Source organism: uncultured Arthrobacter sp. (genome assembly GCF_902805515.1).
Classification (GTDB): Bacteria; Actinomycetota; Actinomycetes; order Actinomycetales; family Micrococcaceae; genus Arthrobacter_D.
On sequence record NZ_CADCTE010000145.1, the window covers coordinates 7,565 to 32,965 of the forward strand.

Sequence of the window (25,401 nt, forward strand, 5' to 3'; positions counted from 1 at the left end):
GACATCCCCCCGGACTGCACGTGCCACCTTGACGGTGTTGTCGGTCGACCGGCCGTCCACGATGATGACCTCGTCCACGTAGGAGGGCATGCGGCGAAGGACCCAGGGGAGGTTCATCTCCTCGTTCAGGGTCGGTATCACAACGCTGACCGAGGCCATCGGGGACGGCGCGTTGTAGCTGGACAACGAGTTGGGTCCGGGGTACGGGATAGTCACGATCTCACCACTTTGCGAACGGTTTGAACTGGCCGCGGCGGCCATGGGGAGCGGGCCGGACGGGCTCGGCGAATCGTCCTTGCGGATGACAATTCCCATTACTCGGCTCCAACTTTTGAGGTTGCACCGGGTGCCCGTCCTCCAAGAGAACCCCGGGCCCTGGGTGGTGACGCTGGGTGTACAAAGGGTGAACCAGGGGTGCTGCTTGGTGAAATCCACACTAGAACTTGATCTTTGGAGTGTCGTCGGAACCGCCTACCCGACTTGATTTAGGGGTTACCCGAGCTTCTCGTTCGCTACTTGGAGAAATCGTCAGCGGCATACTCGCGCGCTACGGTCCGTTACTTATCTCGGGCCGTAGCGGGGCTCCCGGGCGGTGTCTCGCTGTCCCGTTGTCCCGCCAGATCGCTGGGTAGAGCTCAGTGGAGCTCCCATTAGCACGCTACCTATAGTTCGCCGCACGTATACGGCAAAACGTCCGGTGCTTCAGCAGGCAGCGACCGCAGGGGCGGTCCGAAGCGCTCCGGCCGGCCTGAATCCCGCCCTTGATAAAGACCTCCCAGCCGGCCAGGGCATCGCTGACCGATCACCGGATGTAGCCGTTGCGTCCGGGGCGCGCCACCGCGGGAGTGCAGCGCTCTCCTGCAGGGGCGGCAGGAGCTGGCCGATGGGAACGCCGCCCGGAACTCCGGTATTTGATCAAGACAGGTATTGGGCCGCGCCGCGCGAGTAATCACCACCCAGCGAACTTACGGGTTTGGCGATTTCTTCAAGTAATGAACGAGCAGGCCGGGTAACGCCTAAATCAAGTCGGGTAGGCGGTTTTGGCGACACTCCAAAGATCAAGTTCTAGTGTGGAATTCACCGAGCAGCACCTCCGGTTCACCCTTTGTACATCTTGCTTCACCCACCCAGGGCCCGGGGTTCTCTTGGAGGAAGGGCACCCGGCGCGAGGGTTGAAGCCGGGGACTGAACCCGTCCCGCCCGCTCCCCGTGGCCGCCGCGGCCAGTTCAAACCGTTCGCATGCAAAGTGGTGAGATCGTGACTATCCCGTACCCCGGACCCAACTCATTGTCCGAACAGAACGCGCCGTCCCCGATGGCCTCGGTCAGCGTTGTGATACCGACCCTGAACGAGGAAATGAACCTCCCATGGGTCCTTCGCCGCATGCCCTCCTACGTGGACGAGGTCATCATCGTCGACGGCCGGTCGAAGGATCACACGGTCGATGTGGCCAGGGCGCTCCGTGTCGACGTCCTGGTGGTGTCCGAACCCCGTGCCGGGAAGGGCTGCGCCCTCCGGGCCGGGTTCGCGGCGGCCTCCGGCGACATCATCGTCATGCTCGACGCCGACGGCAGCATGGACCCGCAGGAGATCGGCTGGTTCGTCTCCCCGCTCCAGCACGACTTCGACTTCGTCAAGGGCTCCCGGCATGTGACCGGCGGCGGCTCCGAAGACCTGACCTGGCTGCGGGAGGCCGGAAACCGGGCTTTGACCGGGCTGGCGAATGTGGTCCTGCACAGCAACTACTCCGACCTCTGCTACGGCTACATCGCCTTTCGGCGGGAGTGCCTCGAGGTCCTGCAGCTGGAATCGGAGGGATTCGAGATCGAGACGGAACTGATCGTGAAGGCCGCGCGGGGAGGACTCCGTATCGCGGAGGTTCCGAGCATGGAACTGAACCGGATTTCGGGAGCCTCAAATCTGCAGACATTCCGTGACGGGTGGAGGGTGCTGCGCACCCTCGCGCGGGAATGCGCCTCCTGGGACGCGCCCACCGGCGGGGCCCGCCCCGAAGCGCTCCGGCGGGTGAAATACACCTATCCCAGCGTCCGGCATTCACGGACTCCAACCGATCCCCGTAGCGTGCTTACCCTGGCGGAAGGTGCCTGACATGTCGCCCACTGGAGTACGACCCACTGTTTCCGTGGTCATCTGTTCCTACACCCAGGACCGCCTGCCGCTCATGAGCCGTGTCGTCGAATCGGTCAAGGCCCAGTCGGTCTCTCCCCAGCAGATCATTCTTGTCGTGGACCACAACAAGAACCTCTATAAGCACCTCATCGCGAATTTCAGTGCCGTGACGATCGTGGAGAGCACCGGCCAGCCCGGGCTGGCCGGCGCGCGCAACACCGGAATCACCCACGCGACGTCGGACATTGTTGCCTTCCTCGACGACGACGCCGAGGCGGCCCCGGATTGGCTTGAACGCCTGATCTCGTTCTACGACGATCCCGATGTGCTCGCCGTGGGCGGGCACGTCGACCCGGTCTGGGAGGCGGGCCGTCCCGGGTACTTCAGCGAGGAACTCGATTGGATCGTGGGATGCAGCCACCGGGGCCTGCCGCGGATGGCTACCGAAGTCCGCAACCTGATCGGGGCGAACATGTCTTTCCGGCGGGACATTCTCGAACATGTCGGCGGTTTCAACCAGGACCTTGGCCGGCAGATCCTCAAGCCACTCGGCTGCGAGGAGACGGAAATCTGCATCCGGGCCACCATCGCCTCCCCGGGCTCGCGCATCGTCTATGATCCGACCGCCGTGGTCCACCATCACGTCCCCGCCGCCAGGGGAACCTTTCGATACATGGCGGCACGAGCCTGGTCAGAAGGGCTCTCGAAGGCCCAGGTGAGCCATCTTGTGGGCCACAAACGCGCCCTGCGTTCGGAACGGCACTATGTCCGGAGGGTCCTTCCCCGCGCCGTCCTGTCCGGACTCCGGGATTGGGGCACCGGCAAGGACAGCGCCGGACTGGGCCGGGCGGGAGCCGTCGTCGCTGTGCTTGGCATCACGACCGGAGGATATCTCCGGGGCCGTCAGCTCGCCCATCTCGCCCGGTCCCGCGCGGCCGAGCCGGTCCCTGCGGCTGCCGAGTGGCGGACCGTCCAGTGAGGGCTTAAGCCGGGGTCAGCGGCCGAGCGGCCGGCCGGCCATCCCTTCGAGCCGCGCGATCCGCTGGGGCATGGGCGGGTGGCTTGCGAACAGGCGCTGCACTCCTCCGCCCCGGAAGGGGTTGGCGGTCATCAGGTGCGAGGTGTTGACGAGCCGCTGGTCCCGCGGCAGCGGTGCCCGCTGCGTTCCCAGCTCCAGCTTGCGCAGCGCCGAGGCCAGCGCCAGCGGGTCGCCGGTCCAGGGCCGCCCGGAGGGCATGGCCGAAGCGGCATGGTCCGCGGTTTCAGGCCTGCGGGTTGCGCGAATCGTACTGGGCGAAACGGGGCTGCCACTTCGCCAGCAGGCCCACGAGGGCGATGCACAGCAGGCCGCCGATCACCGGCGTCCAGCCCTCCCCCAGCCACTCGGCGCCGCCGCCGGCGACCATGTCGCCCAGGCGCGGGCCTCCGGCGACGACGACGATGAAGACGCCCTGCAGCCGCCCGCGCATCGCATCGGGGGTGGCGGACTGCAGGATGGTGCTGCGGAACACCGAACTGACGGAGTCCGAGATGCCGGCGAGGACGAGGCAGAGTGCGGCGGGGATGATCCAGGGCGTGACCGCGCCGCCGGCGCCGGGCCCGGTGGCTCCGGCCGCGACGACCACGAGGCCGAAGGCGCTCACCGAGGCACCCCAGCCCACGATGGACCACAGCACGGCCAGGCCCTGGCGGTGGATCCGGCCGAGCGGGCCGGAGAACAGTCCCGCGAGCACCGAGCCGAACGCCACGGCCGCGAGCAGAATGCCCACCGTGAATTCCCCGCCGCCGATCAGGACGGCGCCGATGGCCGGCAGCAGCGCCCGCGGCTGGGACAGGATCATGGCGGCGAGGTCGACGAGGAAGGTCATGCGGATGTTCGGGCGGGTGCCCAGGAACCGGAACCCCTCGAGCACCGAGGACAGCCCGGCCCGCCGCGTCGGCCCCTCGGGCGGCATGGGCGGGAGGCTGAACACTGCCCAGAGCGCAGCGGTGAAGGTGACGGCGTCGATCGTGTAGGTCCAGGCGTAGCCGACCTGCGCCACCAGCACGCCCGCGAGCAGCGGTCCCACCGTGAACGCCAGGCCGAAGGTGATCATGCTCAGCGCATTGGCCGCGGGCAGGAGCTCGGGCCGCACGAGCCGCGGAATGATCGAACTGCGGGTGGGCTGGTTGACGCCGGCCGCACCGCTCTGCACCGCGACCAGGAGGTACAGCAGCCAGACGTTGTTGAGGCCGGCCCAGGCCTGCGCGGCGATGGCGATGGTCGTCAGCCACAGGGCGAGCCCGGAGAACAGGGCAACCGTCCGGCGGTCGTGGGCGTCGGCGATCGCCCCGCCGTACAGCCCGGCCACCACCAGCGGCACCAGCGCGAAGAGTCCAAGCAGGCCCACGCTCAGGCTTGAGGAGGTCAGCGCGTAGACCTGGAGGCTGACGGCCACCAGGGTGAGCTGGGTGCCGGTGGCCGAAAGGGTCGTGCCGATGTAGAGCCGGCGGAAGGCCCTGCTTTCCTTCAGTGGCGTGATGTCGGCGAGGAGTTTGGGCACTCCAAAAGTGTAGCCGTGGTGTGGTTCGCATCGGCAACTACCGCCGCCGGGACCCTCCGGGGGTTACACGCGGCGGCGCTACTCGGCGGCGGCAATCGCCTCGTCGACCATCTTCAGCACCCGGCGGTCCGCGATCGGCCGGAAGTGGCCCATGGTCTCGAGCTGGATATTGCGCGCCCCCTTGAGGAAACTGCCGCCGGGGATGTGCGGGTCGAAGCGCCCGTAGATCGAGGTGATGCGGGAATTGACCTCGAGGTTGCTCCCGAGCGAGACCAGGGTGCGGTTCCGGGGAGCGAAGGCCCGGATGCTCGGCAGGACGAAGAAGTTTGCGTAGATCGAGCCGGAGAAGGGCGTGTTGATGGCGACGAGCCGGCTGACCCGGCTTCCGGGCAGGGTCATCAGGTACTTGCCGATCAGCCCGCCCTTGCTGTGGGCGACGATGACGACGTCGCGGAGGTCGCGCTCCTCGAGGTATTTGGCGGCCAGCGCGGCCATCGCCGGCACGCTGCCGCGGTTGTAGCCAAGCTTTTCCACGACGTGCACCGGATGCCCGGCCCGGTGCAGGTGGGCGGCGACCGGCCGCATGAACTGCCAGGGTTCGTAGACGCCCGGGATCAGCAGCACCGGCAGCTTCGCCGTGCCCCGGGCGGGCTCGGGCCCGGCTTCGAGGTACCGCGCCGGGTCATCGCGGACGAGGAGGCCGTGAAGCTGCCAGAAGCCGACGTACGCATAATCGAGTGTCCAGGCCCACGCCCGCCGAATCAGATCCATCGTTCCACCGTACCGAGCCACGCTCTGCCGCGGGACGCAAGTTAGACGGACCTTATTATGAATTCCTCAGAATTAGTGGTTGACTCCCTCCATGACCGACACCGCTCCGCATCCCACCGCGCGCGAGGCGCAGTGGTCGCAGGAGCTGCGCGGCCACGGACGCCGGGTGACCCGGCAGCGCCTCGCCGTCCTCACCGCCGTCGAGCGCTCCCCCCATGCGACCGCCGACGACGCCGCCGCGGCCGTGCGCCAGGAACTGCCGCACATCGCCGTGCAGTCGGTATACGTCATCCTCGCCGACCTCACCGCCCTGGGCCTGCTGCGCCGCATCGAGACCCCGCACTCCCCCGCCCGGTACGAGACCCGCGTCGGTGACAACCACCACCACGCCGTGTGCACGGGCTGCGGACGGATCGAGGACGTGGAATGCGCCGTCGGCCACGCGCCCTGCCTGACCCCGCAGTGGTCGCCCGGCTCGGCCGGAATGACCATCCAGATCGCCGACGTCCTCTACCAGGGGCTGTGCGGCGACTGCCGCGCCCCCGCCGCCGGCCCAACGATTTACCCCAGCAGCACCACAGAAACAGGAGCACAGTGAACGCCAATTTCAGCACTACGCAGTCCGGGGCGCCCGTCGTCGACGACAGCAACTCGTCAGCGATCGGCCGCGACGGAGCGATCCCGCTGACCGACCACTACCTGATCGAGAAGCTCGCCCAGTTCAACCGCGAGCGGATCCCCGAGCGCGTCGTCCACGCCAAGGGCGGCGGAGCCTTCGGTGTCTTCGAAACCACCGAAGACGTCAGCATGTACACCAAGGCGGCCCTGTTCCAGACCGGCGCCGTCACCGAGACGCTGCTGCGCTTCTCCTCAGTCGCCGGCGAGCAGGGCTCCCCCGACACCTGGCGCGACCCCCGCGGCTTCGCCCTGAAGTTCTACACCTCCGAGGGCAACTACGACCTCGTGGGCAACAACACCCCCGTCTTCTTCATCCGCGACGGCATCAAGTTCCCGGACTTCATCCACTCGCAGAAGCGCCTGCCCGGCACCAACCTGCGCGACGCCGACATGCAGTGGGACTTCTGGACCCTGAGCCCGGAATCCGCGCACCAGGTGACCTGGCTGATGGGCGACCGCGGCCTTCCCGCCTCCTGGCGCACCATGAACGGCTACGGCTCGCACACCTACATGTGGATCAACGAGGCCGGCGAGAAGTTCTGGGTCAAGTACCACTTCAAGTCCAACCAGGGCCACGAGACGCTCACGGTCGACGAGGCCGAGTCACTGGCCGGCTCGGACGCCGACCACCACCTGCGCGACCTCTCCGAGAACATCGCCAAGGGCAACCACCCGAGCTGGGACCTCAAGGTCCAGGTCATGCCCTACGACGACGCCAAGGACTACCGGTTCAACCCGTTCGACCTCACCAAGGTCTGGCCGCAGGGCGACTACCCGCTGATCCCGGTCGGAAAGCTCACGCTGAACCGCAACCCGGAGAACTACTTCGCGCAGATCGAGCAGGCGACCTTCGCGCCGTCGAACTTCGTGCCCGGCATCGCCGCAAGCCCCGACCGCATGCTGCAGGCGCGCATCTTCTCCTACGCCGATGCGCACCGCTACCGTGTGGGCACCAACCACGCCCAGCTGCCGGTGAACATGCCCAAGAGCGAGGTGCGCAACTACTCCAAGGACGGCGCGGGCCGGTACCACTTCAACTCCGCCTCCACCCCGGTGTACGCGCCGAACTCGGTGGGCGGCCCCGCGGCCGACCCGGCGATCTACGGCCCGCACGGCGGCTGGGAGAACGACGGCGAGCTCGTGCGCGCCGCCCACACCCTGCACGCCGAGGACGACGACTTCGGCCAGGCCGGCACGCTCTACCGCGAGGTCTTCGACGACGCGGCCCGGGCCCGGTTCCTCGAGACGATCACCGGCGCCGTCGGCGGCGTGGTCAGTTCCGAGATCCGCGAGCGGGCCATCCAGTACTGGACCAACGTCGACGCCGACCTCGGTGCCAAGCTGCGGGCCAACCTCGGCTCCGGCGAGACCCCGGCGTCGGAGTCGGAAGCGGCCCTGTACTAGGAGCCCTTTCGCGCCGCACGCGCCAGAAAACGACGAACGCACCCGGTTTTCCGGGTGCGTTCGTCGTTTTAAGGTGCGTCCGTCGTGAACGGAGGCGGTCAGCGCGTCCCGGCGCCGACCATCTCGTCGTCGGCGTCCGGCTCCGTCGAGCCCGCTGCGGTCTTCGCATTGAGCTGGGAGTGGCGGTAGCCGTACGCGAAGTAGATGGCGAATCCGGCGACCAGCCATACGGCGAAGAACACCCAGGTGATCGTGGCGAGGTTGAGCATCAGGTAGATGCACAGCAGCGCCGACGCGATCGGAATGATCTTGCCGAAGGGCACCCGGAACGCCGGCTTCAGGTCGGGCCGCCTGCGCCGCAGCACGAGGATGCCGACGCTGACCATGATGAAGGCGGAGAGGGTGCCGATGTTGATCATCTCGGCGAGGATCTCGACCTGGGTGAACCCGGCGAGCAGGGCGACGACGACGCCGCAGAGGATCTGCGTGCGGGCCGGAGTACCGCGCTTCTCGGAGGTGCGGCTCAGGAAGCGGGGCATGAGGCCGTCGCGGCTGAGGGCGAAGACCACCCGGGCCAGGCCCATGAGCAGCACCATGATGACGGTGGTCAGGCCGATGAGGCTGCCGATCGAGATGACCCCGGCGGCCCAGTCGGCGCCGACGAGCTGGAAGGCCGTCGCCAGGGACGGCGCACCCGACTCGCCGAGCTCGGTGTGGGAGACCATGCCGGTGACCACGAGGGTCACGAGGATGTAGAGCACCGTGACGACGGCCAGGCCGGCGAAGATGCCGCGCGGCAGGGTCCGGCTCGGGTTCTTGACCTCTTCAGCGGAGGTCGCGACGACGTCGAACCCGATGAAGGCGAAGAAGACGAGTGCGGCGCCGGAGATGATTCCGGTGAAGCCGAACGCCGACGGGGTGGCGCCGGAGAGGAAGGACAGGAAGGGCTGGTCGGCCCACTTGGCCTCGGTGTCGGCCGGCGGCTGGGATTCGGGCACGAACGGCGTGTAGTTCTCGGGGCTGACGTAGAAGAACCCGACGACGATAACGAAGAGGACGATGGCGATCTTGATGACGGTGAAGACGCTGTTCACGCGGGCCGAGAGCTTGGTGCCCAGCACCAGCACGGCAGTGAAGACGGCGACGATCAGCAGCGGCCCCCAGTAGAGGGGAAGCCCGAAGAAGCTGATCTCCGAGGGCACGTCGAGGTTGAGCACCGCGAACAGATCGCTGAGGTAAATGCCCCAGAACTTGGCAATGACGGCCGCGGCCATGAGGAGCTCGAGGATGAGGTTCCAGCCGATGACCCAGGCGATGAGTTCGCCCATGGTGGCGTAGGTGAAGACATACGCGCTGCCGGCCACGGGGATCGCGGTGGCGAACTCGGCGTAGCACATGATGGCCAGCGCGCAGGTGATGGCGGCGAGCACGAAGGAGATGGTGACGGCCGGTCCGGCATTGAACGCCGCCGCCTGGGCCCCGACGGAGAAGATCCCCGCACCCACGGCCACGGCGACGCCCATGATCATGAGGTCCCACGTGTTCAGGGAACGCTTGAGCCTGCGCCCCTTTTCGTCTGAGTCTGCTATCGACTGCTCAATCGATTTTGTGCGCAATAGGTTCAATGGCCTGCATCTTTCACAGAAGGGTGCGGCAGTCAAGGGAAAACTGCCCAGACCAGCGTATTGAGGTCCAGCGGCTGGGACGGAATCCGTCCACATGGTGAGATAGTTAACGAGGGCCACCATGTGGTCCTCCGGCGTGCATCCGGCAGGCATGCATCCGGAGACCGTCCGCGGTCCCGAAAGCGTCCGCCGCAGGCGAAAGCGACCGCCGCGCCGGATATATCCGGCGCGGCGGTCGCTTTCGGGCCCTTCGGCCGCAAAGGGGTACGCCGGGCGGTCAGCCTGCTGCCGGCACTGCCTCCCGCTGCGGCTCGGCCCGCGGGGTGAGCTTCGCCCCCTCGACGTCGACGTCGGGCAGGATGCGGTCCAGCCAGCGCGGCAGCCACCAGGCCTTTCGGCCCAGCAGGTACATGGCGGCCGGCACGAGCGTCATGCGGACCACGAAGGCGTCGAGGAGCACGCCGAAGGCCAGCCCGAAACCGATCGGCCGGACCATGGTGAGGTGGGAGAACACGAAGCCGGCGAACACTGACACCATGATGATCGCCGCGGCCGTCACCACGCGTGCGCCGTGGCTGAAGCCGACCCGCACCGCGGCCCGGGCGCTTCCGCCGTGGACGTACGCCTCGCGCATCCCCGAGACGAGGAACATCTGGTAGTCCATCGCCAGGCCGAACAGCACCCCGATCAGGATGATGGGCAGGAAGCTCAGGATCGGCCCGGGATTGGTCACCCCGAAGAGGTCCCCGAACCAGCCCCACTGGTAGATCGCCACGGTCGCCCCGAAGCTCGCCAGCAGCGAGAGCAGGAACCCGGCGGTGGCGATGAGCGGCACGAGCACCGAACGGAACACCAGCAGGAGCAGGATCAGCGAAAGCCCGACGACGATGCCCAGGTACAGCGGCATGGCCTCCATCAGCCGGGCCGAGACATCGATGTTCGCGGCCGTCTGGCCCGTCACGGACACGGAGACCCCGGTCTGGTCCTCGATGCTGTCGGAGGAGGCACGCAGGGTGCGCACGAGGTCCTCGGTGGATTCGCTGGCCGGCCCCTCCTCGGGGAGCACCTGGAAGACGGCGGTGCGCCCGTCGGCGCTCACCGAGGCGGGAATCGAGGCGGCGACGTCCGGGATGTCCGCCAGCAGGTCGTTGACGTCGAGCTGCAGCTCGGCCAGGTCGGCCTCCCCCGCGGTTGCCGGCATCGCCCCGACGACGATCAGCGGCCCGTTGGTGCCCTCGCCGAACTTCTCATCGACGGTGCTGTAGGCCTGAAAGGCGGTGGAGTCGGCGGGCTCGGAGCCGCCGTCGGGCAGGCCGACCCGCAGCTGGGCCGCGGGGACCGCGATGGCGCCGAGCAGCAGGATGCCGGCCACGAGGGTGAGGGCGGGCCTGCGGGTGACGAACCCGCCCCAGCCGCGGCCGCGCTCGGCCCGCCGGTCCTTGGTCCGCTGCTCCTCCTCCGAGGAGGTCCCGCCGGACCGGCTGGCGTTGCGGGCCCACGCCCGCGCGGAGATGAGCCGGGTGCCGAGAACGGCGAGCAGGGCCGGGGTGAGGGTCAGGGCCACGAGCACCGAGACGGCGACGGTTCCCGCGGCGGACAGGCCCATGACAGTGAGGAACGGCAGGCCGGGCACGGCGAGCGCTGCCAGCGCCACCACGACGGTGAGCCCGGCGAAGAGCACGGCGTTGCCGGCGGTGCCCGTGGCCCGGCCGACCGACTCCTCGAGTCCCATCCCGTGCAGCAGCTGGGTGCGGTGCCGGTTCACGATGAACAGGGAGTAGTCGATGCCCACGGCCAGGCCCAGCATCAGCGCCAGGACCGGGGAGATGCTGTTCATCTCGATGATCCCGGACAGGGCGAAGGTGATGCCCACCCCGACGCCGACGCCGATCACGGCCATCAGGAGCGGCAGGCCCGCGGCGACGAGCGTACCCAGCATCAGGACAAGGACGAGGGCGGCGACGAGCAGGCCGATGATCTCGGCGTAACCGAAGATCTCGGAGACGTCCTCGACGATGTCCTTGCTGTAGTCAACGGTGACGCCGCCGCCGGCGGCGGCCGCGGCCTCCGCCTGCACGGCTTCGCGCAGCTCCGGGGACACGGCGTTGATGGACTTGTCGAATTGGACGCTGGCGACGGCGGCGGAGCGGTCCTCCGCTACCAGCCGGACGCCCGAGGAGGCCTCGAGGCGGCGTTCGGCCAGTTCGAGCTCGGTGCGGCCCCGCTCGAGTTCGGCGGCGCTGCCCTCAAGCTCGGTCCGGCCGGCGTCGAGGCGCTGCTGCCCCGCGTCCAGCTGGGCCCGGGCGGCCTCCAGGGCAGGACCGGGCAGGGAGGGTGCGCTCTGGTCAAGCTGGTCCCGCTGGGCGTCGAGCTCCTGCTGGCCCTGCTCAAGCCCGGCCCGGCCGGCCTCGAGCTGCTCCTCCCCGGAGGCGAGGTCGGCCCTTCCGCTCTCGAGTTCGGCCCTTCCGCCTTCGAGCTGCTCGGCCACGGCGAAGGGGTCGACGACCGACCTCACGCCGTCGAGGCCGGCGACGCCCGCGAGGGCCTCCCGGACCGCGGACTCCTGGTCCGGAGTGAAGGCCGCGCCGTCATCGGTCCGGAAGACGACCGTCCCGGTGCCGCCGACGGCCTCGGGCAGTTCGCGCCGCAGCTGGTCCGCGACGCGCTGGGACTCGGTGCCGGGGATGGAGAAGTTGTTGGTAAGGGTGCCGGAGAAGAAGACGGCCGAGGCCCCCACGGCCACCATCACCGTCAGCCAGGCGGAGACGACCCACCACCGCCTGCGGTAGGCGAACTTGCCGAGCCGGTAGAGCAGAAATGCCATTGGAAGTGTCCTTGGGTGACGGAGGTGGGTGACGGAGGTGGGGTGGGCGTGTGCGGATCAGGCGGGGTGGGCGTGTGCGGATCAGGCGGGGTGCGCGAAGCCGTCCCGGAGCATTGAGAGCGCCAGCACCATGCGCTCCTCGAGGGCGGCACCGGCGTCCCCGTGCCGGTCGGGGTCGTCGGCGGCCCAGTCGTGCATCGCCGCCTTGGCGCAGGAGAGCACCGAACCGACGAGGGCGCTGACGTAAAGGGGCGACGCGCCGCCCTGCAGGTGGTGGGTGACGGCCTCGATGATCCGGGCTTCCGCCCGTTCCCAGGCGTGAAGCTGGGCCCGCAGCAGCTCCGGACTTCCTGCGGCCATGCGGAAGAGCTCGCCATGCACCGCGAGGTCCTGGACCTTGGCGGTGGCGGCGAGCGCGGCGATCATGGCGTCGAGCAGCGGCTCCCCCGCCGGGCGCCGGGAGAAGCTGGAGATGGCCAGCTCGAGGAAGGACTCCGTGCTGACGTTCAGGGCTTCCTCGGCGCTGTGGAAGTAATTGAAGAAGGTGCGCCGGGACACCCCGGCCCGGGCCGCGATCTGGTCCACCGTGAACGATCCAGCCCCCTTGGTGCGGGCCAGGGTGAGCGCGGCCTCGGCGATCGCCCGGCGGGTGTCGATCTTGTTCTGCTCCCGACGACCGACAGGCTCCGGGGGCTCCGCCGCGTCCTCAACATTCTGCACGCTTCGAGGCTACGCCAAATTTTGCACACTGTGCAAGAAATATTCCGGCGGAGAGGAGGTGCACTGAAGACCCGGCCCGCCGCACCGGTCTAGGCTTGCCGGAAAACCTCACCGAAAGGCGTCGAGATGAAACACCTCTCCCTGGGACAGGACCTGGAGGTCTCGCGGCTGGGCCTCGGCTGCATGGGCATGTCGGCCTTCTACACCGGCAGCGGCACCGACGACGACGCCGCCGTACGCACCCTCCACCACGCGCTCGACCGAGGCATCACCTTGTTCGACACTGCCGAGATCTACGGTCCGTACACGAATGAGGAACTGCTGGGCCGGGCCTTCGCCGACCGGCGGGACCGGGTGGTGATCGCCACCAAGTTCGGTGTCATCCGCCACACCGGTTCGGGCGAGCGGGGCCTGGATGGCAGCCCGGCGAACGTGCGACTGGCGGTCGAGGGGTCGCTGCGGCGCCTCCGCACCGACTACATCGACCTGTACTACCAGCACCGGATGGACCCCGCCGTCCCCGTCGAGGAGACGATGGGCGCCCTGGCCGAACTGGTCGAGCAGGGGAAGATCCGGCATATCGGCCTGTCCGAGGCGGCCCCGGCCACCCTCCGCCGCGCCCACGCCGTGCACCCGGTGACGGCGCTTCAGACCGAATACTCGCTGTGGACCCGCGACCCCGAGCAGGAGATCCTCCCGCTGGTGCGCGAACTCGGCATCGGGTTCGTTCCCTACTCGCCCCTGGGCCGCGGATTCCTCACCGGGACCATCCGCAGCCTGGACCAGCTCGACGAGGCGGACGTCCGGCGCTACAACCCGCGTTTCGCCGGGGACAACCTCGAAGCGAACATCCGGATTGTCGAACAGGTCGACGCCGTGGCGCAGCAGGTCGGAGCGACCCCCGGGCAGGTGGCCCTCGCCTGGCTCCTCGCCCAGGACGGGAACATCGCACCCATTCCCGGCACCCGCAGGATCGAGCACCTCGAGGAGAATATCGCCGCCGAGGCCCTCGAACTCTCGGGTGATCACCTCGCCGCGCTCAGCGCCGTCGCCGCGCCGGTCGGGGACCGGTATGCGGACATGTCGACGGTAAACCGCTGAGCCGCGGCTCAGCGGTTCAGCGGGTCAGCAGTTCACTGTGCCGTTCAGCCCAGCGGCGGGGTCCTCGGCGGCGGCGTGCGGCGCCGGCCCGTGGCCTCGAAGGCGGCGGCGAGCCCCAGAAGGGCGGCGTCGTCGTAGGCCCGGCCGGCGAAGGTAAGGCCGACGGGCATGCCGGTATCGGCCATCGTGCCCATCGGCACGGTCACCGTCGGGATGCCCAGGTGCCTCGGCACCAGGTTGCCATTGGCGACCCAGACCCCGTTGCGCCACCCCAGATCGGCCGAGGCCGGATTGACGTCCATGTCCGCCGGTCCGACGTCGGCGGCCGCGGGGAAGACCACGGCGTCGAGGCCCAGGCGCTCCATCCACTCCTCAAGGTCAACGCGGCGGGTTTCCTCGAGCCCGCGCAGGCCCTCGGCCAGGTGCGGGATCGCAAGGAAAGACTCCACCGGGTGGTCGCGGACGCGGTCCGGGTAGGTGGCGATGTCGTCGTCGAACCCCTCGTAGCGGTCGGGCAGGGCACCCTCGGGGGCCGGGAAGATCGCCGCGCCGTCGACCGCCGCCAGGGTGTCGAGGGCCGGATCGCCGTTGGCCTTCAGGAAGTCATCCCACGCCCACGACGAGAGGTCGGTGATCTCGCGCTCAATGTAGTCGGGGCTGACCAGCCCGCGGGTGGCAAGGGTGGGGGCGCCGGGGCGGTCTCCCTCGTAGTTGGAGACCACCGGGAAGTCGACTTCCACCACCTCGGCGCCGGCCGCCTCGAGGTCGCGGCGTGCGGCCTCCCAGAGGGCGATCACGGAGGGGCGCGTCTCGATGCGCTGTCCGGTGGGCCCGCCGATGCCCGGACTGTCGCCGGTGCCGGCCTCCGGATCGGCGTTGATGTACATGCGGGGCACCCCGAAGCGCCGCCCCTCAAGCGCCGCCCGGGCGCCGTCCGGCCCTGCCGGGACCAGCGCCGGGTAGGACGGCGGTCGCAGGGCCGACACGGGCGGGATCTCCACCCACGGCTGGGCGCGCCAGAAGTCGCCGCGGGTCTCGGCGTCGTCGGCGACGATCACGTCGAGCAGCTCGAGCAGGTCTGCCATGGAGCGGGTGTGCGGAACGACCACGTCCATGGTGGGCACCAGCGGCCAGTTGCCGCGCACCGAGATCACCCCCCGGGAGGGCGTGTAGGCGCACAGGGCGTTGTTTGACGCCGGTGCCCGTCCGCTGGACCAGGTTTCCTCGCCGAGGCCGAAGGCCGCGAAGCTCGCCGCGGTCGCCGTGCCCGAGCCGTTCGAGGATCCAGAGGCGAAGGCCGCGGTGAGGTACTCGGCGTTGTAGGGGCTTTCGGCACGCCCGTAGAGTCCGCGCTGCATGCCGCCGTTGGCCATCGGAGGCATGTTCGTCAGCCCGATCAGGACCGCGCCGGCGCCCCGGAGGCGTTCGACGGTGAAGGCGTCGCGCTGGGCGGTGAGGTGCTCGAAGGCCGGGGAGCCGGCCGCGGCCGTGAGCCCCCTGGCCAGGTAGCTGTCCTTTGCGGTGTACGGGATGCCGTCCAGCGGACCGAGCACAGCGCCGCGGGCCCGCCGTTCGTCGGAGGCACGGGCATCGTCCAGGGCCTGCGGATTGGACACCACCACCGCATTCAGCCGGGGGCCGCCCCGGTCGTACGCCTCGATCCGCGCGAGATAGGCCCTGGTGAGGTCCTCGCTGCTCGTCTCCCCGGATTCCAGGGCGGCGCGCAGCTGCGCAATGGAGGCCTCGACGACGTCGAACCGGGCCATCAGGCGTTCCCTCCGCCCAGTGCCGGCTGCTGTTGGGTGATGCAGTGAATGCCTCCGCCGCGGGCCAGGATCGGCCGGGCGTCAACGGTCACCACCCGCCGTCCGGGGTAGGCCTCCGCCAGGATCTCCGCGGCCAGCGCGTCGGCCCGTTCTTCCCCGTAGCCGCAGGCGATCACGCCGCCGTTGACCACAAGATGGTTGACGTAGCTCCAGTCCACGAACCCTTCGCTGTCGCGCAGCGTGGCCGGTGCCGGCAGTGGGAGGATCTCGAAGGGCTTGCCTGCGGCGTCCGTCTGGGTCTCAAAAAAGGCCGAAAGGGTGCGGCTGACCCCGAAGTCGGGGTGCCCGGGGTCGGACTGGAGGTGAAGCAGGACCCTACCGGGCGAGGGCAGGGTGGCAACCATGTCGATATGGCCGCGGGTGCCCAGGTCCTCGTAGTCGCGGGTCAGGCCGCGGGGCACCCAGATGGTCTTCGTGGCGCCGATGGTGCGTGCCAGCTCCGCCTCCACGCGCGCCTTGTCCGCGTAGGGGTTCCGGCCCGGGTCCAGCTGGACCGTCTCGGTGACGAGGACCGTCCCTGCGCCGTCGACGTGGATCGCCCCGCCCTCGTTGACAAGCATCGAGCTGATGAGCTCGGCACCGCTCTGCGCGGCGAGTACGCGGGCCATCTCCGCGCTCTTCTCCCATTCGGACCAGGCGGGGGCGCCCCAGCCGTTGAAGGTCCAGTCCACCGCGCCGAGCACGCCGGGGCGCTCGTCGTCGAGCACGAAGGTCGGCCCGACGTCGCGCATCCAGAACTCGTCGAGGGGAACCTCGTGGAGCTCGATGCCGCTGCCGAGCAGGTTCCGGGCGCGCACCATTTCGCTGGGGTCGACCGCCATGGTGACCGGTTCGAACTCGGCGACCGCGTGCGCGACGGCGGTCCACGCCGCGTAGGCTTCGGCCGCCGACGCGGCGTCCGCACCAAGGGTCAGCCCCGCCCGGGGGAACGCCATCCAGGTGCGGTCGTGGGGTGCGGTCTCGGCCGGCATCCTCCAGGCCATTTGCGGCTCCTTACTCCCGTGCGGCCGTCCGGCGCCGGGGCCGGAGGGCCCTCGGCGGTTCTGCGGCGGAACTGCACGTCCTGTTATTGATCAAGTGATCAATAGAGTTGAAAACTACTTTAGACTGGAGCGTGATGTCAAGCACTCCCCCGAGGCGCGCGGTCCGGAAAGCACCGTCCGAGCGCGCCGCCGAAATCGCCGAAGCCGCCCGGGAACTGGCCCTGGAGCGGGGCCTTGCCGCGATCACGCTGCGCAGTGTGGCGGCGCGGGTCGGCGTGGCCTCCGGCCTCGTCGCGCACTACCAGCCCAACGTCGACGCGCTCGTGGCGGACACCTTCGCCACCATCGTCGCGGCCGAAACGGCGGAGGTCGCCGCCCTGCTGGCCCGGCTCCCGGACCCGGCGCAGCGGCTCGCCCTGCTCCTGGACACGCTGCTGGACGGGGCGCGCCTCGACGTGACCGCGGTCTGGGTTGAGGCCTGGACCCTCGGCCGCCGGAACGAGGCACTCGCCGCCAGCGTGCGCGTCCAGATGGACGCCTGGCAGGCGGTGCTGCAGGACGTCGTCGAGGCGGGAATCGCGGCGGGGCAGTTCGAGACCCCGGACGCGGCGTCCGTCGCCTGGCAGATCCTGGGCATGATCGACGGCCTGAACGCCCAGGCGCTGGTGCGCTGGGACGGGGTCAACGACCGCGGCGTGCACCTGGCCCGCGCTGTCGAGGGCATGGTGGGGGCGGCGCGCGGCGCGCTGGTCCCCGGCGGACTCCCGCAGGCCTGACCCTGCGGGCAGTGGCCGGCCCGCGCCCGGCGGCGCAGCCAGCGGAACCGGTGTCAGTGCTGGCCGGGTGCGGCGGAGTCGGCCAGCGGGGACGGCAGGGAGTCCTCCGGAAGGCTGCGGAGGATGTCCTCGACGCGTTGTTTGGCGTCGCCGAAGAGCATTGAGGTGTTGTCGCGGAAGAACAGGGGGTTCTGCACGCCGGCGTAGCCTGCTGCCATTGAACGCTTGAAGACGACGACGTTGTCCGCTTCCCAGACGCGCAGCACGGGCATGCCCGCGATGGGGCTGCCGGGGTCCTCGGCCGCGGCGGGGTTCACGGTGTCGTTGGCCCCGATCACGAGGACCACCGAGGTCCCGTCGAAGTCGTCGTTGATCTCGTCCATCTCCAGGACGATGTCGTAGGGGACCCGGGCCTCGGCGAGCAGGACGTTCATGTGCCCGGGCAGACGTCCGGCGACCGGGTGGATGCCGAATCGAACGTTCACCCCGCGGGCGCGCAGTTGATGGGCCAGTTCGGCCACCGGGTACTGGGCCTGCGCCACTGCCATGCCGTATCCGGGGGTGATCACCACACTCGAGGCGTCGAGGAGCAGCTCGGCGGTCTGCCGGGCCGTGATTTCGCGGTACTCACCCTGCTCGGCATCCGTCGTCGACGGTGGAGCGATGCCGAACCCGCCGGCGATCACGGAGATGAACGAGCGGTTCATCGCCCGGCACATGATGTAGGAAAGGTAGGCGCCGGAGGATCCGACCAGGGCGCCGGTGATGATGAGCAGGTCGTTGTTGAGCAGGAACCCCGCCGCGGCCGCGGCCCAGCCGGAGTAGCTGTTGAGCATCGAGACGACGACGGGCATGTCCCCGCCCCCGATGGACGCCACGAGGTGCCAGCCCAGTCCGAAGGCGAGCACGGTGACGGCGATGAGCAGCTCCAGCCGGGAGTCGTTGACGTACCAGACGGTCAGGGCGACGAATGCGGCGAGGGCACCGAGGTTGATGGCGTTCTTCCCCGGCAGCATCAGCGGGGCTGACTTCATCCGGGCGGAGAGTTTGAGGAACGCGACGATCGACCCGGTGAACGTCACCGCCCCGATGAACACGCCGATGAACACCTCGGCATGGTGAACCGCCATCAGGTCCCCGGCCAGGGCAGGGGCCTGGAGGTGCCCGTTCCAGCCGACCAGGACCGCGGCAAGGCCGACGAAGCTGTGGAGCAGGGCGATGAGTTCGGGCATGCCGGTCATTTCCACGACACGGGCGCGCCAGAGCCCGATCCCCCCGCCGACCAGGACGGCGGCGGCGAGCAGGACCAGGCCGGTGGAGCCCCGCGCCGTGCCCAGGACGCCCTCCAGGGTCAGCCAGATGGTGGCCGCCAGCGCGAGCGCCATGCCGGCGATGCCGTACAGGACGCCTGCCCGGGCCTTCTCGTGCCTGCTCAGGCCGGCAAGGCTGAGGATGAACAGCAGGGCCGCGACGATGTAGGCCGCACCGGCAACGGACTCTGCGGTGAACGGCCCGGCAACGGTATTCGACACGTCTCCACTCCTCGATAGTGCTGTTGCGGTGCCCGGGGTCATGGCCGTGACCGATCGCCGCGGGCGAACATTCCGAGCATGCGCCGGGTGACGGCGAACCCGCCGAAGATGTTGATGCTCGCCAGCAGGACCGCTGCGGCGGCAAGGACCTGCACCAGTGGGTCGCTCGAGGTGATCTGAAGCAGCGCCCCTAGAACGATGATTCCCGAGATGGCGTTGGTGACCGACATCAGCGGTGTGTGCAGGGCGTGGTGGACCTTCCCGATCACGTAGAAGCCCACCACGACCGAGAGCATCAGCACCGTGAAGTGCTGCGGCAGCGGCGCCGGTGCCACGGCGTTGACCAGGAACAGCGCCGCGATGCCGGCAGCGAGAAGGCCGGCCTTGCCGGCAGCGCTGAACCCCGGCTTCGCTGCGGTGGTTGCGGCAGCTGGCCCCTCCGCGCGGGCGGCCGGGGCCGCGGAAACCTGGACCGGTGGCGGCGGCCAGGTCCTCTCCCCGTTCCGCACCACCGTGACCGAGCGCTGCACCACGTCGTCGAAGTCGATCCTCAGCTGCCCGTCCTTGTCCTTGGTCAGGAGCCGCAGCAGATTCAGAAGGTTCGTCCCGTACAGCTGGGAGGCCTGCGCCGGCAGGCGGGCCGGAAGATCGGTGTAGCCCAGGATCACCACGCCGTTGTCCGTGACCACCCGTTCCCCGGCGACCGAGCCCTCGACGTTCCCGCCCTGCCCGGCCGCCATGTCGACGATCACGCTGCCCGGACGCATGCCCGCCACATCCGCCGCCGTGAGCAGCCTCGGCGCGGGACGTCCGGGGATGAGCGCGGTGGTGATGATGATGTCGACGTCGCGGGCCTGCTCGGTGTAGATCTCGGCCGCCCGGGCGTTGTAGGCCTCGCTGGTGGCCCTGGCGTACCCGTCGGAGGACGTCATTTCCTCGCCGACCTCGACCGGGAGGTAGGTTCCGCCGATGGACTTCACCTGGTCGGCAACCTCGGGCCGCGGGTCCGTTGCGCGCACGATCGCGCCGAGGCTGCTTGCGGCCCCGATCGCGGAGAGGCCGGCCACGCCGGCCCCCGCCACCAGGACCTTGGCCGGCGGCACCTTTCCCGCCGCGGTCACCTGCCCGGTGAAGAACCGGCCGAACTCATGCGCGGCCTCGATGACCGCCCGGTAGCCGGCGATGTTCGCCATCGAGCTGAGGACATCCATCGACTGCGCCCGGGAGATCCGCGGCACCGCATCCAGGGCGAGCGCGGTGATCGGGCGCGCCGCCAGGGCCTCGACCAGATCCGGGCGCAGGCCCGGACTCAGCATGCCGATCAGCGTCGCGCCCTCGGCCAGCCGGTCGACCTCGTCCGCGGTGGGCGGGTTGACCTTCAACACCACGTCGCTGCCCCACGCCTCGGTGGCGCCCCCGATGACGGCGCCGGCGGCGGTGTAGGCGTCATCGCGGAACGAGGCGGACTCCCCCGCGCCCTTCTCGACCACGACGTCGTAGCCAAGGTCCAACAGCTGCCTCACCGTGGCAGGCGTTGCCGCCACCCGCGTCTCCTGGCCCATTTCGGCCACGATGCCAATACGTGTCACGTCTCTCCTCGTGCAGTGTTGAGGGAAGTGTAAGTCCGGAGACCGGTTTGGTGGCGGATTCCGGACGAACAACCGGCGGTCGGAATCAGCGGGGCAGGTTTAGCGGGCAGGACCGGCGGCGGAACCAGCCGCGGGCGGCACCCGCCGCGGACCGGCCGGACAGGCAACCGACGGGAGCCCCGGCCATGCCGGAGACTCCCGTCGGTTGCCCTGCTGTCCGGGGCCGTGCCCTAGGGCATCAGCCTCGACCGGATGAGGAACCGCTTGCCCTCGGGGGCCTCCACCGAGAAGCCGCTCCCCCGCCCCGGCACCACATCCACGGTGAGGTGGGTGTGCTTCCAGTACTCGAACTGCTCCCGGGACATCCAGAAACCGATCGGCTTCCCGCCCTCACCGGAGGCACCGCCGTCGTCCCCTGCGGAACTGCCGTCGTCCCCGGCGGAGATGTCGAGGACGCCGAGCAGGATGTCCGCCTCGGCCGTCAGGAACTCCCCCTCCGGATAGCACATCGGCGAGGAGCCGTCGCAGCAGCCCCCGGACTGGTGGAACATCAGCGGCCCGTGAAGGTCCCAGAGCTTGCGCAGCAGCTCGGTGGCCTCCGGGGTGAGGGCGACCCGGGAGAAGTCCTCCCCCGGGATCACCACCGACGCTTCGAGTGTCACGGCGCGTTCCTAGAAGAACCCGAGCTTGTTCTCGGAGTAGCTGACCAGCAGGTTCTTGGTCTGCTGGTAGTGGTCGAGCATCATGGCGTGGTTCTCGCGGCCGATCCCGGAGGACTTGTAGCCGCCGAAGGCCGCCCCGGCCGGGTAGGCGTGGTAGTTGTTGACCCACACCCGGCCCGCCTGGATCTCCCGGCCCGCACGGTAGGCCACATTGCCGTTGCGCGACCAGACGCCGGCGCCGAGCCCGTAAAGGGTGTCATTGGCGATCTCCATGGCTTCGGCGTAGTCGTTGAACCGGGTCACCGAGACCACGGGGCCGAAGATCTCCTCCTGGAACACCCGCATCGAGTTGGTGCCCTCGAAGATGGTGGGCTTGACGTAGAAGCCGTCGGCGAGGTCGCCGTCGAGCATCAGGCGCTCGCCGCCGATCAGGACCTTGGCGCCCTCCTGGGCCCCGATGTCGAAGTAGGAAAGGATTTTCTCCAGCTGGTCGTTGGAGGCCTGCGCGCCGACCTGGGTGTCGGTGTCGAGCGGGTTGCCCTGCACCATCTTCTCCACCCGGGCCACCGCGTCGGACATGAAGGAGTCGTAAATCGAACCCTGGACCAGCGCCCGCGAGGGGCAGGTGCAGACCTCGCCCTGGTTGAACGCGAACAGGGCGAAACCTTCGAGCGCCTTGTCGTAGAAGGAGTCGTTCTTCTCGGCGATGTCGGAGAAGAAGATGTTGGGGCTCTTCCCGCCCAGTTCGAGGGTGACCGGGATGAGGTTCTGGCTGGCGTACTGGCTGATCAGCCGGCCCGTGGTGGTCTCGCCGGTGAAGGCAATCTTGCGGATGCGCTTGGAGGAGGCCAGCGGCTTGCCGGCCTCGACGCCGAAACCGTTGACGACGTTGACCACACCCGAGGGCAGGATGTCGCTGATCAGCTCCATGAGCACGAGGATCGACGCCGGCGTCTGCTCGGCCGGCTTGATTACGACGGCGTTGCCGGCGGCGAGTGCGGGGGCCAGCTTCCAGACCGCCATGAGGATCGGGAAGTTCCAGGGGATGATCTGGCCGACGACGCCGAGCGGCTCGTGGAAGTGGTAGGCCGTGGTGTCGTCGTCGAGCTGGGAGATCCCGCCCTCCTGGGCGCGGACGGCGCTGGCGAAGTAGCGGAAGTGGTCGGCCGCGAGCGGCAGGTCGGCGGCGAGGGTCTCGCGGACGGGCTTGCCGTTGTCCCAGGTCTCGGCGACGGCGAGCATCTCGAGGTTCTCCTCGATGCGGTCGGCGATCCGGTTCAGGACCAGCGCCCGGTCCGCGACCGAGGTCTTCCCCCACGCCGGTGCCGCCTTGTGGGCCGCGTCCAGGGCGAGGTCGATGTCCTCGGCCGTGCTGCGGGCAACCTCGCAGAAGACCTTCCCGTTGACCGGGGACACGTTCTCGAAGTACTGGCCCTTGATCGGGGCAGCCCATTCACCGCCGATCCAGTTTTCGTACCGGGGCTTGAAACTGACCTTGGATCCGTCCTGGCCAGGCTGGGCGTAAACAGTCATTGTGTAACTCCTTGGGCGTTGGAAACTCCGGTGGACGCCTTCGTCCACGCCCCGAGCCTAGGACGTGGCAGGTTGCACCGACGTTGCACCGCCCGCGACAGGGACCGCCACACGGCCCGCGCGAGCCAAGGAACGGCCGGCGCACGGGCGGGTGGCCGCCGGGCGTCAGCGGTGCCAGTCGCTGCCCAGTTCCCGCTCGAGACGTTCGATGTGGGCCACGACCGCCGACCGGCGGGGGGAGCGTGCCGGAAGCACCTTCAGGGCCGTCATCCAGGCGTCGGCGTCGTACTCGGCCTCGGGCAGCTGAAGGTACTGCAGCAGGGCCTCGGCTCCGCCGTCGTTGAGGACCGCGTCCCGCAGCAGGAAGCTGATCTCCCCGCGCAGGCGGGTGATCGCCGGGGCCTGGGAGCGCGGGAGCACCTGGCCCTTGTAGATCCCCAGGGCCAGGCGGTGGGAGCCCCGGTGCAGATGGTTCAGTACCTGCACCGCATCGAGGATGAGTTCCTGCGGCAGCCGGTACGGCCGCGACGCCGGCATCAGGGCGCCCCCGTGCTGGCCGAGGGCCTTGCGCAGGCGCAGCATCTCCGCGCGGACCGTGGTAACCGAGGCGTGCTCCGGGTAGGCCATCACGGCGAGCTGTTCGGCGCTGAGGCCTTCGGGGTGCATGGCGAGCAGGGCGAGGAGTTCGGCGTGGCGCAGCGTCAGTTCGCTCGCCCGGCCCCCGGCGTGGAGCAGCCCGTAGTCGGTGCCGAGGATCTGCAGGCTGCTGCGGTACAGCGACTGCGGGGCGCCCCGGTCGGCGGGCCGGCGGGAGGGGGAGAGCCTGCTGCGCAGCCGCTGGATGGTCAGTTGGGCCTCGGCGGCGGCCACGCTTGCCTGAACGAGGGAGAGGGTGTGCCCGGCGACGGCGTCGGAGGCTCCGGTGATGTCGACGACGCCGAGGACGGTGCCGGAATCGGGGTCATGCAGCGGCACCGCGGTGCAGCTCCACGGATGGGCCTGCGGGCTGAAGTGTTCGGCGCCGGCGATCTGCACGCTGCTGTCAAGGGCCAGGGCGGTTCCGGGTGCGCTGGTGCCGACGGTGGCCTCGGACCAGTCGGCCCCCTCCATGAACATCATGCCCTCGGCCCTGCGCAGCGAGGCCCGGTCGCCGTGAACCCACAGGAGCCTGCCGTGCTCATCCCCGACGGCGACCAGCAGGCCGCTGTCCCGGCTGGGCTGGATGAGGAGCCGGTCGATCACCGGCATCACGGCTGCCAGCGGGTGGCTCTCACGGTAGGCCACCAGCTCGTCCGGGGTGTAGGACAGCCGGGCTCCGGCCCGCTCCGGGCCGTTCAGGTGCCCCAGGGAGCGCAGCCACGAGTCGTGGACCACCCGCCGGAGGCTGCCTTCGGGCGGATCACCCCGGCCGAGCGCGCTGTGCGCGTCGACAGCGCGCTGCTGAACCTCTCGGGATGTAAGGTCCCCCGAGGAGGTCGGTCGGAACGGCGACATCGGCACTCCACATCATGAATTCCGCCGCACAGGGGGCGGAACTCACAGTGTAACCGAGGTCACTCCCCGCGCGATATGGCGATCATGTGCTCGCGGGGGACGAGTTTCACCCGTTCCCGGACGAGGTCGCCGTTGCCCGTCTCGTTGACGAAGTTGGCTCCGAGTTTCAGCTCGTGGGCGTCCAGGCGCAGCCATCCTTCCCAGGTGGTGTACTGGACGCCGCGGGACTCGAGCAGGTTGATAATGGCGTCCTCCGAGGGGTCCTCGGCCGCCGGCAGGTTGAGCCGGTCCTCCAGCAGGAAGCCGATGGTCTCCAGGGCGTCGCCCTTGGTGTGGCCGATGAGCCCGACGGGGCCGCGCTTGATCCACCCGGTGGCGTAGATGCCCGGGACGGGGTTGCCCTCCTGGTCGATGACTCGTCCACCCTCGTTGGGGATCACGCCGCGCCGTGAATCGAAGCCGACCTCCGGCAGTTCCGAGCCGAAGTAGCCAACGGCCCGGTAGACGGCCTGCACCGGGTAGTCGATGAAGGTTCCGGTGCCGCGGACGGTGCCCTCGCCGGTGAGCTCGGTGCGCTCGAACCGGATGCCGGCCACCCTGCCCGGGGTCTCCGGCGAATCGTAGATCTCCACCGGGGTGTGAAGGAAGTGCAGGTGCAGCCGGCGGGAGGCGCCGGTGGGTTCGTCCTCGACCAGCCAGTTCGTGAGGGTCTTGACCATGGTCTTGGTCTGGTTGTTCGTCGCGATCTGCTTCTCGGAGGCCTCGTCAAAGTCGAAATCCTCGGGGTAGAGGACGATATCGACGTCGCGCGAGTGGGACAGCTCCCGCAGCTCGAGCGGAGTGAACTTGACCTGCGCCGGGCCCCGCCGCCCGAAGACGTGGACGTCGGTCACGGGCGAACGCCGAAGGCCCTCGTAGACGTTGTCGGGAATTTCGGTGGTCAGCAGGTCGTCTGCGTGCTTGGAGAGCATGCGGGCGACGTCAAGGGCGACATTGCCGTTGCCGATGACGGCGACCTCCCGCGCCTCGAGGGGCCAGTCGCGGCTGACGTCGGGATGCCCGTCGTACCAGGAGACGAAGTCCGCGCCGCCGAACGAACCCTCGAGGTCGATCCCGGGGATGTTGAGGTCGGCGTCCTTGACCGCGCCGGTGGCGAAGATCACGGCGTCGTAGAAGCGGCGGAAGTCCGAAAGCGTGAGGTCGCGGCCG

20 protein-coding genes and 1 pseudogene are annotated in these 25,401 nt (G+C 69.2%); 6 read left to right on the forward strand and 15 right to left on the reverse strand.

From position 1 onward, the window contains the following. A partial coding sequence (locus tag QZX79_RS13095; protein ID WP_294568748.1) for a glycosyltransferase occupies positions 1–216 on the reverse strand: 216 nt, incomplete at its 3' end. A gap of 1,042 nt (positions 217–1,258) precedes the next feature. Between QZX79_RS13095 and QZX79_RS13100 the strand changes: the two genes are divergently transcribed. Beyond that, the gene (locus QZX79_RS13100; RefSeq protein WP_294568750.1) at positions 1,259–2,110 is read left to right on the forward strand and encodes a glycosyltransferase family 2 protein; all 852 of its coding nucleotides are present in this window, start codon (positions 1,259–1,261) and stop codon (positions 2,108–2,110) included. A gap of 1 nt (position 2,111) precedes the next feature. Beyond that, positions 2,112–3,110, forward strand: a complete 999-nt coding sequence (locus QZX79_RS13105; RefSeq protein WP_294568752.1) for a glycosyltransferase family 2 protein — start codon at positions 2,112–2,114, stop codon at positions 3,108–3,110. Between the two features lie 15 nt (positions 3,111–3,125). Here QZX79_RS13105 and QZX79_RS13110 read toward each other — a convergent pair. From QZX79_RS13110 to QZX79_RS13120, 3 genes and pseudogenes are all read right to left on the reverse strand, one after another. Beyond that, positions 3,126–3,347 (reverse strand): annotated as a pseudogene (locus QZX79_RS13110) (protease HtpX); the annotation flags it as partial. A gap of 46 nt (positions 3,348–3,393) precedes the next feature. After that, positions 3,394–4,674, reverse strand: a complete 1,281-nt coding sequence (locus QZX79_RS13115) for an MFS transporter (RefSeq protein ID WP_294568754.1) — start codon at positions 4,672–4,674, stop codon at positions 3,394–3,396. 78 nt (positions 4,675–4,752) lie between these two features. Next, positions 4,753–5,445: a triacylglycerol lipase gene (locus QZX79_RS13120; RefSeq protein ID WP_294568756.1), complete on the reverse strand. Its 693-nt coding sequence runs from the start codon at positions 5,443–5,445 to the stop codon at positions 4,753–4,755. A 91-nt stretch (positions 5,446–5,536) separates the two neighbouring features. Here QZX79_RS13120 and QZX79_RS13125 point away from each other — a divergent pair, with 91 nt between their 5' ends. Continuing rightward, complete coding sequence (locus QZX79_RS13125) at positions 5,537–6,043, forward strand: Fur family transcriptional regulator (RefSeq protein ID WP_120167982.1); 507 nt, start codon at positions 5,537–5,539, stop codon at positions 6,041–6,043. Next, entirely contained in the window at positions 6,040–7,527 is a 1,488-nt protein-coding gene (locus QZX79_RS13130) for a catalase (protein ID WP_294568759.1), read from the forward strand. The genes QZX79_RS13125 and QZX79_RS13130 overlap by 4 nt, the downstream gene beginning before the upstream one ends. A gap of 98 nt (positions 7,528–7,625) precedes the next feature. Here the strand turns inward: QZX79_RS13130 and QZX79_RS13135 are convergent, their stop codons facing one another. The 3 genes from QZX79_RS13135 to QZX79_RS13145 form a co-directional block, all read right to left on the reverse strand. Then, the gene (locus QZX79_RS13135) at positions 7,626–9,152 is read right to left on the reverse strand and encodes an amino acid permease (protein WP_294568762.1); all 1,527 of its coding nucleotides are present in this window, start codon (positions 9,150–9,152) and stop codon (positions 7,626–7,628) included. A gap of 277 nt (positions 9,153–9,429) precedes the next feature. Then, positions 9,430–11,976, reverse strand: coding sequence for an MMPL family transporter (locus tag QZX79_RS13140; protein WP_294568764.1), 2,547 nt, complete (start codon positions 11,974–11,976; stop codon positions 9,430–9,432). Between the two features lie 81 nt (positions 11,977–12,057). Beyond that, complete coding sequence (locus tag QZX79_RS13145) at positions 12,058–12,696, reverse strand: TetR/AcrR family transcriptional regulator (protein ID WP_294568766.1); 639 nt, start codon at positions 12,694–12,696, stop codon at positions 12,058–12,060. A 126-nt stretch (positions 12,697–12,822) separates the two neighbouring features. Between QZX79_RS13145 and QZX79_RS13150 the strand changes: the two genes are divergently transcribed. Further along, entirely contained in the window at positions 12,823–13,797 is a 975-nt protein-coding gene (locus QZX79_RS13150; RefSeq protein WP_294568769.1) for an aldo/keto reductase, read from the forward strand. A gap of 44 nt (positions 13,798–13,841) precedes the next feature. Here QZX79_RS13150 and QZX79_RS13155 read toward each other — a convergent pair whose 3' ends face one another. Both QZX79_RS13155 and QZX79_RS13160 read right to left on the reverse strand, forming a co-directional pair. Continuing rightward, positions 13,842–15,563 carry an amidase gene (locus QZX79_RS13155; RefSeq protein ID WP_294568772.1) on the reverse strand — a complete coding sequence of 574 codons (1,722 nt, stop codon included), beginning with the start codon at positions 15,561–15,563 and terminating at the stop codon, positions 13,842–13,844. Then, positions 15,563–16,606: an agmatine/peptidylarginine deiminase gene (locus QZX79_RS13160; RefSeq protein ID WP_294568774.1), complete on the reverse strand. Its 1,044-nt coding sequence runs from the start codon at positions 16,604–16,606 to the stop codon at positions 15,563–15,565. Before QZX79_RS13160 ends, QZX79_RS13155 begins: the two co-directional genes overlap by 1 nt. 134 nt (positions 16,607–16,740) lie before the next feature. Here QZX79_RS13160 and QZX79_RS13165 point away from each other — a divergent pair, with 134 nt between their 5' ends. Next, the gene (locus tag QZX79_RS13165; protein ID WP_294568776.1) at positions 16,741–17,382 is read left to right on the forward strand and encodes a TetR/AcrR family transcriptional regulator; all 642 of its coding nucleotides are present in this window, start codon (positions 16,741–16,743) and stop codon (positions 17,380–17,382) included. 53 nt (positions 17,383–17,435) lie between these two features. Here QZX79_RS13165 and pntB read toward each other — a convergent pair whose 3' ends face one another. The 6 genes from pntB to QZX79_RS13195 all read right to left on the reverse strand — a co-directional run. Beyond that, a complete protein-coding gene (gene pntB / locus QZX79_RS13170; RefSeq protein ID WP_294568778.1) occupies positions 17,436–18,914 on the reverse strand; it encodes a Re/Si-specific NAD(P)(+) transhydrogenase subunit beta in 1,479 nt (492 codons plus the stop codon). Between the two features lie 38 nt (positions 18,915–18,952). Next, on the reverse strand, positions 18,953–20,503 hold the full coding sequence (locus QZX79_RS13175) for a Re/Si-specific NAD(P)(+) transhydrogenase subunit alpha (protein WP_294568780.1): 1,551 nt from the start codon (positions 20,501–20,503) through the stop codon (positions 18,953–18,955). Positions 20,504–20,733: 230 nt separating this feature from the next. After that, entirely contained in the window at positions 20,734–21,165 is a 432-nt protein-coding gene (locus QZX79_RS13180; protein WP_294568782.1) for a DUF779 domain-containing protein, read from the reverse strand. Between the two features lie 9 nt (positions 21,166–21,174). Beyond that, complete coding sequence (locus QZX79_RS13185; RefSeq protein WP_294568784.1) at positions 21,175–22,698, reverse strand: aldehyde dehydrogenase family protein; 1,524 nt, start codon at positions 22,696–22,698, stop codon at positions 21,175–21,177. Positions 22,699–22,863: 165 nt separating this feature from the next. Beyond that, a complete protein-coding gene (locus QZX79_RS13190; RefSeq protein ID WP_294568786.1) occupies positions 22,864–24,192 on the reverse strand; it encodes a GAF domain-containing protein in 1,329 nt (442 codons plus the stop codon). 59 nt (positions 24,193–24,251) lie between these two features. Continuing rightward, positions 24,252–25,401: FAD-dependent oxidoreductase (locus QZX79_RS13195; RefSeq protein WP_294568788.1), on the reverse strand; the 1,150-nt coding region annotated here is incomplete at its 5' end.

Coding starts and splice junctions, on each gene's coding strand:
- QZX79_RS13125 (WP_120167982.1), top strand. CDS start 5,537: ATGACCGACACCGCTCCGCATCCCACCGCGCGCGAGGCGCAGTGGTCG.
- QZX79_RS13120 (WP_294568756.1), bottom strand. CDS start 5,445: ATGGATCTGATTCGGCGGGCGTGGGCCTGGACACTCGATTATGCGTAC.
- QZX79_RS13190 (WP_294568786.1), bottom strand. CDS start 24,192: ATGTCGCCGTTCCGACCGACCTCCTCGGGGGACCTTACATCCCGAGAG.
- QZX79_RS13155 (WP_294568772.1), bottom strand. CDS start 15,563: ATGGCCCGGTTCGACGTCGTCGAGGCCTCCATTGCGCAGCTGCGCGCC.
- QZX79_RS13160 (WP_294568774.1), bottom strand. CDS start 16,606: ATGGCCTGGAGGATGCCGGCCGAGACCGCACCCCACGACCGCACCTGG.
- QZX79_RS13140 (WP_294568764.1), bottom strand. CDS start 11,976: ATGGCATTTCTGCTCTACCGGCTCGGCAAGTTCGCCTACCGCAGGCGG.
- QZX79_RS13105 (WP_294568752.1), top strand. CDS start 2,112: ATGTCGCCCACTGGAGTACGACCCACTGTTTCCGTGGTCATCTGTTCC.
- QZX79_RS13165 (WP_294568776.1), top strand. CDS start 16,741: ATGTCAAGCACTCCCCCGAGGCGCGCGGTCCGGAAAGCACCGTCCGAG.
- QZX79_RS13150 (WP_294568769.1), top strand. CDS start 12,823: ATGAAACACCTCTCCCTGGGACAGGACCTGGAGGTCTCGCGGCTGGGC.
- QZX79_RS13185 (WP_294568784.1), bottom strand. CDS start 22,698: ATGACTGTTTACGCCCAGCCTGGCCAGGACGGATCCAAGGTCAGTTTC.